Here is an 11,542-nt window from a genome sequence, read left to right on the forward strand (position 1 = left end):
TACATGATAATGGGCAATAAATTAGACTTTTCTAATTTAGAATTCAATGAAATTTTGTTTCACACCATTTTGCAGTATTCTTGCAACCCCGACGGTTGCTTAACAGGATGTTGTTTGTTCATGTCGTCTACCGCACTCAGTCATCTTCCTCCTGCCCTCCAGACGCCGCTCTTTTTCCGTCTGGATCTGCGCAGTCAACGGCTGGTCGCCCTGACCGACGTGATGCAAACCCCGCTCTACTGGCTCGACGAACCGCGTGCCCCCTGGCCTGCCCAGCTACCCGATGCCCTGCGCCTGCCCATCGAACAACTGCTGGCCAACGGCCATGGCGGCAAGATCACAGTGCGCTTTGCCAGCCAGTTGTGGCATATCGCCCTCGCTCACGAGCAGGATGGCTTCTGGCTCATCTGTCTGCAGAACCTTCGCCAGGAGCCCATCGCCGATCTGGCATTGCAACTGCCGCGCCTCAGCCAGATGGCAAGCCAGCAACAGTATGCGCTCCTGCTTGAGACCCTCAAAGAGTGTCTCGGGGCCGATCGGCTCATTCTCTGGCACTATCAGGCCAACGGTGATCTCGGCAGCGAGCAGCTCACCCCCGTATTTACCCTGGGCATAGAGAGCATTTATCCGATCCGCGGCGACAGCCGCTATATCCGCGCCCTGCGCACCCGCAAAGCGTTGAGTTTCTCGGAGGCGGCCCACCAGCCAATGCTGAGCAATCACCTCTATCTGACCAGTGCCGGTGTGCGCTCACGCCTCGATGGTGCCCTGCTGGAGCAGGACAAGCTGTTCGGGGTGCTGAGTCTGGAGTATCTCGATCCCACCCCCCTTAGCGAGGAGATGTTGCAACTGGTGCGCAACAGCGCCCAACTGCTCGGTCACTGGCAACCACAGTGCGAAGAGCAGGAGGGGGAAGCAAGTTTGCCTGCCGAGCTAAGCCAACTGACCGGTATGAGTTACTGCAAGACGCTGATCCGCTGGGCCATGAGCCTTAGTGGTGCCCGCGCCGGCTGGCTCGGCGAGTTCCAGCCCCGCGGTCAGGAGCTCTGGATCATTCCCCGCTGCGTATTTAACGGGGAGCTCTTCTCCACCCTCAAACCCATCCAGCTAGAGCAAGGTCCCGCTTTGGAGCTGTTCCAGCACGGTCAGGCCATCTATGTCGAAAACCTGGCACTGCGTTACCCCAAGGCAACCCGGCTGCTGGCCCTCAAGGCCGACATTTATATCGGTATCCCGCTTCATGACCAGCACGGTACCGTCATGGGGCAGATCACCCTGCTGCTCGACGCTCCGCTGAAAAAGCCCGAGCTCCTGCTGGCTCTGTTGAGCAGCCAGCACGAGCGGGCCGCCATCGAGCTGCAACGCCTCGCCGCCGACGACGCCCTGCGGCTGGCGGAAGTGGCCTTCAATACCCACGATGGACTGATCGTGATGGATCACAACGGCATCATCCTCAAGGTCAACCACTCCTTCAGCCGGATCACCGGCTTTGGCGAGGTAGAGGTGCTCGGCCACTCCATTCGCAAGCTGCGCCCCACCTACTTCGGTGATCACCTCAAGGAGGATGTCAGTCGCGCCGTCAACGAGCAGGCGTTCTGGCTCGGGGAAGAGCGCTGTCTGCACAAGGATGGGCACCTCTTTCCGGTGCGCTTGATGGTGAACGGTGTCAAGGATGAGCAGGGAGAACTGAGCCACTTTATCTGCAGCTTCTACGACATCACCCGGGAGAAGGAAGCAGCCAGACACATCGAGCAGCTCGCCTATTACGACGATCTCTGTGGCCTGCACAACCGACGCAGTCTCAACCATATTCTGCAGCAGACCCTGAGCGAGCCAAACAGCCAATGGGGCGCCCTGCTGCTGGTGGATCTGGACAACTTCAAGTCGATCAACGACTCTCTCGGCCACGCCTGCGGCGATCTACTGCTGCAGGCCGTGGTACAGCGTTTCAGGGATCTGCCCCAGGACAATCTGGTACAAGCGCGCATCTCTGGGGATGAATTTGCCCTGCTCTTTACCCAGCTCGGACAAGGGGAAGTCACAGCCAAAATACTGGCAGAGCACTTCGCCCGCGAGCTGATGGGGCTGTTTCGCACCCCGTTCGACATCGGCGATCACAAGCTGCACTGCAGCGCTTCGGTGGGGATCAGTCTCTTTTCCGGTAACGGAATGGATCACCTCACCCTGATGCAACAGGCCGACACCGCCACCCACATGGCCAAGCGGGCCGGTCAGGGCCACTACGTCTTCTTTACCGAGGCAATGGCCCAGCAGGAGAAGAACCGCCTGACCCTTACCAATGAGCTGCGCGATGCCCTGCGTCATCACGAGCTGCAGCTGCATTATCAACCACAATACCGGGTCGACAATGGTTCACTGTCGGGTATCGAGGCGCTGCTGCGCTGGCAGCGCAGCGACGGCACCATGGTGCCACCCGGGGAGTTTATTCCCATCGCCGAAGAGACCAGCCTGATCCTCGAGATCGGCTACTGGGTGATGAAGACCGCCTGCGCCCAGTACAGCTTCTGGCTCAACCGTGGCCTGCAGATCCCCCATCTGTCGGTCAACGTCAGTGCCCGCCAGTTCCACACCCAGGGCTTCGTACAACAAGTGGAGTACATTCTGCGCGACACCGGTGTGCCCCCTTCCCGCCTGCTGCTGGAGGTAACCGAATCGGTAGTCTTGGAGAATCGGCAGGAGAGTATTGCCAGAATGCGCCAGCTCAAGGAGCTCGGCATCCTCATCTCCATCGACGACTTCGGCACCGGCTACTCGTCGCTGGCTTACCTGCGGGATCTGCCCGCCGACGAGGTGAAACTGGACAGAAGCTTCATTCAGACCCTGGTGCACAGCGAACAGGACAGGGCTATCGTCAAGGCGATACTCGATCTGGCCCAGGTATTCCGCTTTACCGTCACTGCCGAAGGGGTGGAAGAGGAGGCGCAGCTGGCCATCCTCAAAGCACTGGGATGCCAGCATTATCAAGGGTATCTCACCAGTCGGCCGCTCACCGTCAAGGGGCTGGAGCAGCTGCTTGGCAGCCGGGCGGCGGACTAAAGGTGTAGGATCAATAGGGGTTTATGTAATAAAATAACGGCCTGCTCGAATCGTTGGAGTTGTTTATGTCTGTCATTAATCGGATCCCTGCCGTTGAAATCAGCCAGCCAGCCGGAGCTCACGGCACCGTTGGCCGGATCCATTCGGTCGAAACCTGCGGCACTGTCGATGGCCCGGGAATACGCTTTATCGTATTCATGCAAGGCTGCCTGATGCGCTGCAAGTACTGCCACAATCGCGATACCTGGGATACCGAAGGTGGCCGCGAAGTGACCGTACCGGAGTTGATGAGTGACATCACCAGCTATCGCCACTTCATGAATGCCTCCGGCGGTGGCGTGACAGCGTCCGGCGGTGAAGCCATGCTGCAACCGGCCTTCATTACCGAACTCTTTACCGCCTGCAAAGAGAAAGGGATCCACACCTGTCTCGACACCAACGGCTTCGTCCGTCATCTCGACGAACAGGTGGACAAGCTGCTCGACCAGACCGATCTGGTGCTGCTCGATATCAAACAGATCAATGACGAGAAACACATTCCGCTGACCCACGTCAGCAACAGATATACCCTGGAGTTTGCCCGCTATCTGGCGGCCAAAGGCAAGACCATGTGGATCCGCTACGTGGTGGTGCCGACCTGGAGCGACGACGACGAGAGCGCCGAAGGGCTGGGCCAGTTTATCGCCGAGCTGGGCGAGAGCGTGGAGAAGGTGGAGCTGCTCCCCTACCATGAGCTCGGCAAACACAAGTGGGATGTGCTGGGCGACCCGTACGAGCTGAGCGGGATCAAGCCCCCCAGCAAGGAGACCATGGAACGGGTCAAGGGCATCCTCGGCAAGTACCACAACAACGTCAAATATTGATGGTAAAAGCAGGCTGATTCGTCAGCCTGCTCTGCTATGGGGCGGTCGGGAAGGCCACCCTGACTTTACTGCATGAATGGACGACAAGATGAGTGAAGGACAACTCGCCGCCCTCCTGATCTGGCTGGTACTGCTGGCGTTCAGCCTGCGCAGCTCCCTGTGGCAGACCCTCCATGACAACCCCCTCTATCAGCACCTGTTGCTGGGGAGTGCCATCGCGCTGGTGCCGCTCTGGTATCTAAGGGCCGGTCTGCATGAGGGGCTGGAGGTCCATTTTCTCGGGCTCACCACCCTCACCCTGCTGCTGGGCTGGCGGCTGGCACTGCTCGCCCCCTGTCTGACCCTGCTGGTGCTCGGTTACTTCGGTGTCACCAATATGGCCGATTTTGGCTGGCAGGCACTGGTGGGCATCGCCCTGCCGGTGGCCACCAGCTGGCTGCTGTTTCTGGCCAGCTGGGCCTGGCTGCCACGCCATCTCTTTGTCTATATCTTCGTGGCCGCCTTTCTCGGCGGCGCCCTCACCATCTCGGTCAAGGTGGTAGCCAGTGCGTTGCTGATGGGGCTGAGTCACAGCTACCCCTGGCACACCATCACGGCGGATTACCTCTCCATCTGGCCACTGCTGCTGTTCCCCGAAGCCCTGCTCAACGGCATGGCGATGACGGTGCTGGCCATCTACCGCCCTCACTGGGTCAATACCTTCTTCGACCGCACCTATCTGGGCAAGTAACGCTCTCTTTCCTGATCTGCGCCCATAAAAAAGGAGAGGCCATCGCCTCTCCTTTTGGTATTCAACATGGTGCCAAATCCCGGCTTAGTGCAGCTTCAGGGTCGGGCGCAGTACCCGGTTGATGCGACCCACCAGCATGATGAGGCCGGTCTTGACGTAGCCGTGCAGGGCGATCTGATGCATCCGGTAGAGGGAGATGTAAACCAGACGGGCGATGTAGCCTTCCACCATCATGGATCCGCGCATCAGGTTACCCATCAGGCTGCCCACGGTGGAGAAGCGGCTGAGGGAGACCAGCGAACCGTGGTCGTGGTAGAGGTAGGGCTTCATCTCGCCGCCGTTCATCTTGGCCAGAATGTTCTTGAACGCCTGGCTGGCCATCTGGTGGGCAGACTGGGCGCGCGGCGGCACGAACTTGCCATCCGGCTGCGGGCAGGCGGCGCAGTCACCGATAACGAAGATGTTCTCATCACGGGTAGTCTGCAGGGTCTCTTTCACCACCAGCTGGTTGATGCGGTTGGTCTCAAGGCCGGCGATATCCTTCATAAAGTCAGGTGCCTTGATACCGGCCGCCCACACCATCAGGTCAGCTTCAATCAGCTCGCCATCCTTGGTGTGCAGACCGTCGCTGGTCGCTTCGGTGATCATGGTGGCGGTACGCACGTCCACACCCAGCTTGACCAGTTCCTGATGAGCGGCGCCGCTGATGCGCTCCGGCAGAGCCGGCAGAATGCGCGGACCCGCTTCCACCAGGGTCACCTTCAGGCTGTCGGTGGTGAGGTTCTTGAAGCCGTAGGCGTAGAGCTGCTCGACAGCATTGTAGAGCTCGGCAGAGAGCTCGACGCCGGTGGCGCCGCCGCCGACGATGGCAATCTTCACCTTGTCGCCCGGCTTATATTCGGTGGCGAACTGCAGGAAGCGGTTCATCATGCTGTTGTGGAAACGGTGCGCCTGGGAGGGGCTATCGAGGAAAATACAGTTATCCTTGATGCCCTTGGTGTTGAAGTCGTTGGAGACAGAACCGATGGCCATCACCAGATAGTCGTAGGGCAGCTCGCGCTCGTTGACCACGATGTCGCCATTGTCGTCGTGGATCGGGGCCAGCACGATGCGTTTATCGTCACGCTTGATGTCGGTCAGGGTGCCGAGCTGGAAGTCGAAACCGTGGTTCTTGGCGTGAGACTGGTAGCTCAGAGCATCGATGCCCGCGTCCATGGAGCCGGTGGCTACTTCGTGCAGCAGGGGTTTCCACAGGTGGGTGCGGTTGCGATCGACCAGAGTGATCTTGGCCTTGTTCTTCTTGCCAAGCTTGCGACCCAGACTGGTGGCCAGCTCCAGGCCACCGGCGCCGCCGCCTACAACGACAATATTCATCATGATGATTTTCCTCGGTTCCTCAAAACGAAAGGGAGCCATTGGCTCCCTAAAACGAAATCGGTCGACGTGATGGATCAGGCTTCTTTGAAGGCCTTCATCCGCTGCAGATGATGCGAGATATTTTTGAACTTATGAGTCTCGCGCTCATCCCACACGATGTCGTAATAGTTCTTCAATTCACGTTCAGTGTCCCGATTATCGCGCACTTCATCCTGAACGGAAAGGATACACAGGCAGTTTCCTGAATTTTTCTTACGAAATTCAGTTACACACTTGGTACCGATATCGTCATATTCTTCCGGCCGGTCGATCTTGCCCTGCATGTTCTCTTCCGGATGGAGGTTGGGGTTGAAGATCACCTGGCGAATGCCGCACAGAAAGCCGATCCGCTCGCTCCAGTAGCCACCAAGACCCACGCCGCAGATCAGCGGTTTGGGATCGGTACTCATATCGAGCTGTTTTTTCACTTCCTTGAGCAGATGGCTCATATCATGACGGGGGTGAACCGTGCTGTAGTGCACGAAACGCACATCATCATCAATAAACTGCAACTGCAGCACTTTCTCGTGATTGCCTAGGCTGGTGGCATCAAAGCCATGCAGATAGATGATCATGGATAAGACCTCAGGATCTGTGTCGGTTTTATCGAAACTACCCCAGCGGCGGCCCCGTGCGCCACCAAAACATCCAACTTTCTTGCTTTGGATCACGCCCCCGCCCCCGATTGCGCCCAGCAGCCCGCGAGCGCCGTCACATGCAGAGGGGCGCATTGCGAGCAACCCTCTGGTGCCCGGCTATCAAAGTGAGATCGCCAGACCGATAATGATAAACCCCTTACCAATCTGAGATGCCCCCACCTCCTTCCCCTGCCAGCAGCCGGACACTTATCTGGCCGGTATGTGACTCATCCCGCAAAAACAAGGCGTTATCGCCAAACGTTTTCGCTCATGAGCGGCATTGTGCATGTTTTGTGCACTGACCCGTGCTGCACCGGCTCCCTCTCACTACTGCCGAGGGATCTGGCACCTCTGTCAATACACGAGATCAATGACCGGGAAAGCTGCGGCTTTCACTATCTTGCCTGTAGCAGTTGCGCGGGCTTCAAGGAGTGATCTGTTCATGAACGAGACCAATCCCCCCTCCCCCCGACCGGGTGCGCGCAAGCGCCCGGTGGATGAAGTGGAGCGCATGCTCCCCATGGGCCAACTCTTTACCCTGGGCCTGCAACATGTGCTGGTGATGTACGCCGGCGCCGTGGCGGTGCCACTGGTGATTGGCGGCAGTCTGGGGCTGCCCAAGGAGCAGATCTCCTACCTTATCAGTTCGGATCTCTTCTGCTGCGGCATCGTCACCCTGCTGCAATGTGTCGGGATTGGCCGCTTTGCCGGGATCCGGTTGCCGGTCATCATGTCGGTCACCTTTGCCGCCGTGATGCCCATGCTGGCCATCGGAGCCAACCCGGATCTGGGGCTGACGGGCATCTTCGGCGCCACCATTGCCGCCGGTATCATCTCGACCCTGCTGGTGCCGCTGATAGGTCGGCTGATGCCGCTCTTCCCGACCGTCGTGACCGGGGTGGTTATCACCTCCATCGGGATCAGCATCATGCAGGTGGGGATCGACTGGATGGCGGGGGGCAAGGGCAATCCGGAATATGGCAGCCTGCGCTACATCGGCACCAGCTTTCTGGTGCTCGTCCTTATCCTGCTGGTGACCCGCTTCACCAAGGGCTTTTTCAGCAATATCTCGGTGCTGCTCGGGATCATCTTCGGTTTCGTGGTGGCCATCGCCATGGGCGAAGTAAGCCTCGATGGCCTTGGCGAGGCAGCCTGGTTTGCCCCCATAGTGCCCTTCGCCTTCGGCTGGCCCACCTTCGATCCCATCTCCATCGCCACCCTGACGGTGATCATGCTCATCACCTTTATCGAATCCATGGGGATGTTTCTGGCCCTTGGCGACATCGTCGGCCATCCGGCCAGGCGCGGTGATATCGTGCGCGGGCTGCGGGTGGATGGCATCGGCACCATTATTGGTGGGATATTCAACAGCTTCCCCCACACCTCCTTCTCCCAGAATATCGGTCTGGTGAGCGTGACCGGGGTATCGAGTCGCTGGGTCTGCGTGATGTCGGGGGGGATCCTGCTCGCCTTTGGCCTCATCCCCAAGATGTCGGTGCTAGTCGCCTCCATCCCGCCCTTCGTACTGGGGGGCGCTGGCATCGTGATGTTCGGCATGGTGCTGGCCACCGGGATCCGCATCCTGGCGCGCACCGATTACAACAGCAACCGTCACAACCTCTATATCGTCGCCATCAGTCTCGGAATTGGCATGATCCCGACGGTCTCCGGGAATTTTTTCCAACAGCTTCCGGCGCAGCTACAACCGCTTTTTCATAGCGGTATCCTGCTGGCCACCATCAGTTCGGTGCTACTCAACCTCTTCTTCAACGGCTATCAGCCGGACCTGACTCACCAGACCCGCCCTCTGTTCGTTGGTCCCATCAAACCGCAGCAAAAACAGGCATAACAAACAGGCATAACAAACAGGCCCCCGGACAGCGAGACTGTCCGGGGGCCTGTTGTTCATATCACCGCTGACCCAATCAGGCAGGCAACTGCGCGAAGCGCTCTACCGCCTGCGCTACTTGTGCCAGACTCCCCTGCCAGAAGGCGGCCTCACGGATATCCTGCCCCAGATGCTTGGCTACCAGCTCTTCGGCGCTCATGCGGCCGGTATCGCGCAACAAGGCGCGATACGCCTCGGCCACGCCCTCTTCCCCCGCCGCCTTGCGGCTCATCAACTGCTGATAGACCCCGAGGCTGAACAGATAACCGAACAGATAGGGGTAGTTGTAAAAGCCAAACCCGGCGATGGAGAAGTGCGCCTTGGCCGCCCAGAACATGGGGTGATAGCGGGTCAGACTCCCCTCATACCAACGCCCCCATGCCTCGTCAGTCAGCGCCTTGAGCCGCTCTGCCGGCACATAACCCTGCGCCCGCTCTGCCACCAAGGCCTGCTCGAAATCGAAGCGGGCCGGGATATTGACCAAGAAGGTGGCAGCGCCATCGGCTTCGGCCCAAGCGATGGCCAACTGCTCTTCGGGACTTTCTGCCTGCTCGAACAGGGCGCTGCGCACCAGGGTTTCGGCGAAGATGGAGGCCGTTTCGGCCAGCGTCATGGGATAGCTGCGCTGACTCATCGGCAGATCGCGGATCACCCAGTTGTGCCAGGCGTGACCCAGCTCATGGGCCAGAGTGATGACGTTGTCCATGGTGCCGGCATAGGTGACGAAGAGCCGCGGCTCGACCGGTTCGGCAAACTTGGTGCAGTAGGCGCCGGTGCGGCGATTTGGCGTGGGCGCCGCATCAATCCACCCCTTCTCGGCCATCATGCGGGCAAACGCCCCCATCTCGGGATCGAAACGGCTAAAGGCATCGGCAATCAACTCAATCGCCTCCTCGAACGGGGTCTCGCGGCTGCTGACGGCCGGAGGCGGCGCAAAGAGATCCTCCGGCCCCAGATCATCGAGACCAAGGCGCTCGGCCATCAGCTCCAGCGCACGCTGGCCCAACCCACGGGCTCGCCAGGTTTCGCTCATCAGGGCATCGAGGGTGGCACGCTCGATATGGCTCTGATGGCAGGAGAGATCCAGCGCATCGAGCACACGGGTGTTGCCACGCTGACGGGCCAGCTCCAGCCGCCAGCCGTTGAGGGCATTGAGGATAGCGGCAACCGTCTCCTGCTCACCTTCCCAACCGGCGCTGATGGCATCGAACGCCTCAAGGCGCAGGGCACGCACCGGACTGGAGAGCAGATTGCTCACCTCGGCCAACCCCATCTCGCGGCCATCAATGGTTAACCGGATCTTGCCCACCAGATCGTTATAGAGGTTGCCCCAGGCGTGCAGACCATCGGTGCCCAAACCGATCACCAGTTGCTCCGCCTCCACCGGCAGGCGCTGATCCTGCAAGCGACGCTCGTGGCGCAGGCGGTACGCCTCTTCACCGAGCAGCGGATCCCTCATCAGCGCGGCAAATTCCTCTTCCGGCAACGCCAGCATCAGATCTTCCACCGGCGCCAGTGTCTTGAACAGATCGGCGTTGAGGGCGCGAGCGCGGGACGCCAGCTGTTTGGCCTGCGGATCCCGCGCATCCTGACTGCCACGGCAGGCGGCCAGAATGGCGACGTTCCAGCCGATATGACGAATATCACGGGCGCGCAGCCGCACTTCCCGCAAGAAATCCAGCAGTGCAGCGTCATCACCGCGCACCATGTCCAGACCCGCCATATAGCTGGTCAGCTCCTCCAGCGCGTGGCGGGCTGCGCGCATGTCCGCTTCCAGCTCGGGACTGTCGAGGCCCGGGTAGATATGGTCGTTATTCCACTGTTGTTGATACATAGCTTCTCGCAAAGGCCTTTATCGGGAGGTGCAACAGACCTGCGGGCAGCAAGTCCGACACCGGGCAACCCGAAGGCCAATAAATGAAGAGAGGAAAAAAGAGACAATGGCCCGCAGGCTCGCTTATCCCTTGGTTGGGGCAAGACGGCTCACCAGCGTCATCACGGCAACCAGCAGCAGACCCGCCACCACACCGGCCACGGCGTTAAGCAGAGTCGGCGTCACCGCCGCCAGTACGGCCCCTACTGTGGGCAGGGTGGCGACAACAGCGGCTGCGCCTTCAATCAGGTGATGGGCAAAGGGCCAGCCATGCACCAGAATGCCGCCGCCCACCATAAACATGGCGATGGTGCCGACCAGTGCCAGCAGGTGCATCAGACGAGGAGCCGTCACCAACAGTCCCTGCCCCACCGCGCGGCGCAGGGCGCTGCCATCGTGCTTTTGCAGCAGATGCAGACCGATGTCATCGAGCTTGACTATCAGCCCCACCAACCCGTAGACCCCGATGGTCATCAGCAGGGCGATGCCAGCCACCACCGAGAGCTGCAGCGCGAGGCTTGCACCCTGTACCGTGCCAAGGGCGATGACGATGATCTCGGCAGAGAGAATAAAATCGGTGCGGATCGCTCCCTTCACCTTCTGCTGCTCGAAGGCCACCAGATCATCGGGAATAGGAGCAGTGTGTGCCTCACCCTCGCTCACTTCATGAGGCAGGAACTTGTGGGCCAGCTTCTCGGCCCCTTCAAAGCAGAGGTAAGCGCCTCCCAGCATCAAGAGAGGCGTGATAAGCCAGGGCACCAGCGCACTGATGGCGATGGCTGCGGGCACCAGAATCAGCTTGTTGCGAAATGAGCCCTTGGCCACCGCCCACACCACCGGCAGCTCCCGCTCGGCACGCACCCCGGAGACCTGCTCCGCGTTGAGGGCCAGATCATCCCCCAACACCCCGGCGGTCTTCTTCGCCGCCATCTTGGTCATCAGCGCCACGTCATCAAGCACGCTGGCGATATCATCGAGCAGGGCCAACAAACTGGTTCCAGCCATATCAAAGATCCCTTATATCAGTGAGAAACGTCTTCCCGAAAAATGTCTCGCGCTTGTTCACCACGACCTTGG

General features: G+C 59.7%; 8 protein-coding genes. 4 read left to right on the forward strand and 4 right to left on the reverse strand.

Annotated features, from left to right (window positions below):
• Nucleotides 1-120: 120 nt before the first annotated feature.
• The 3 genes from G5221_RS03110 (at nt 121) to G5221_RS03120 (ending at nt 4,650) form a co-directional block, all read left to right on the forward strand.
• A complete protein-coding gene (locus tag G5221_RS03110; RefSeq protein WP_421213334.1) occupies nt 121-3,057 on the forward strand; it encodes an EAL domain-containing protein in 2,937 nt (978 codons plus the stop codon).
• Nucleotides 3,058-3,122: 65 nt separating this feature from the next.
• On the forward strand, nt 3,123-3,920 hold the full coding sequence (gene pflA / locus G5221_RS03115) for a pyruvate formate lyase 1-activating protein (protein WP_005333994.1): 798 nt from the start codon (nt 3,123-3,125) through the stop codon (nt 3,918-3,920).
• An 88-nt stretch (nt 3,921-4,008) separates the two neighbouring features.
• Nucleotides 4,009-4,650 carry an energy-coupling factor ABC transporter permease gene (locus G5221_RS03120; protein WP_216954030.1) on the forward strand — a complete coding sequence of 214 codons (642 nt, stop codon included), beginning with the start codon at nt 4,009-4,011 and terminating at the stop codon, nt 4,648-4,650.
• Nucleotides 4,651-4,734: 84 nt separating this feature from the next.
• On the opposite strand, the gene G5221_RS03125 is transcribed toward G5221_RS03120, so the two are convergent.
• Together G5221_RS03125 and ycfP are read right to left on the reverse strand one after the other, a co-directional pair.
• A complete protein-coding gene (locus tag G5221_RS03125) occupies nt 4,735-6,027 on the reverse strand; it encodes an NAD(P)/FAD-dependent oxidoreductase (protein ID WP_005333998.1) in 1,293 nt (430 codons plus the stop codon).
• Nucleotides 6,028-6,101: 74 nt separating this feature from the next.
• Nucleotides 6,102-6,641 (reverse strand): alpha/beta hydrolase YcfP, encoded by a 540-nt coding sequence (ycfP, locus tag G5221_RS03130; protein ID WP_005361552.1) that lies wholly within the window; start codon nt 6,639-6,641, stop codon nt 6,102-6,104.
• A gap of 505 nt (nt 6,642-7,146) precedes the next feature.
• Here ycfP and G5221_RS03135 point away from each other — a divergent pair.
• Entirely contained in the window at nt 7,147-8,553 is a 1,407-nt protein-coding gene (locus G5221_RS03135; protein WP_421262802.1) for a nucleobase:cation symporter-2 family protein, read from the forward strand.
• A 76-nt stretch (nt 8,554-8,629) separates the two neighbouring features.
• Here G5221_RS03135 and G5221_RS03140 read toward each other — a convergent pair whose 3' ends face one another.
• Both G5221_RS03140 and G5221_RS03145 read right to left on the reverse strand, forming a co-directional pair.
• Nucleotides 8,630-10,426, reverse strand: a complete 1,797-nt coding sequence (locus G5221_RS03140; protein WP_421262803.1) for a M3 family oligoendopeptidase — start codon at nt 10,424-10,426, stop codon at nt 8,630-8,632.
• Between the two features lie 123 nt (nt 10,427-10,549).
• Nucleotides 10,550-11,470: a DUF808 domain-containing protein gene (locus G5221_RS03145; RefSeq protein ID WP_421262804.1), complete on the reverse strand. Its 921-nt coding sequence runs from the start codon at nt 11,468-11,470 to the stop codon at nt 10,550-10,552.
• Nucleotides 11,471-11,542 lie beyond the last annotated feature (72 nt).

Source organism: Aeromonas sp. 602200 (assembly GCF_049173895.1).
GTDB classification, from domain to species: domain Bacteria; phylum Pseudomonadota; class Gammaproteobacteria; order Enterobacterales; family Aeromonadaceae; genus Aeromonas; species Aeromonas veronii_A.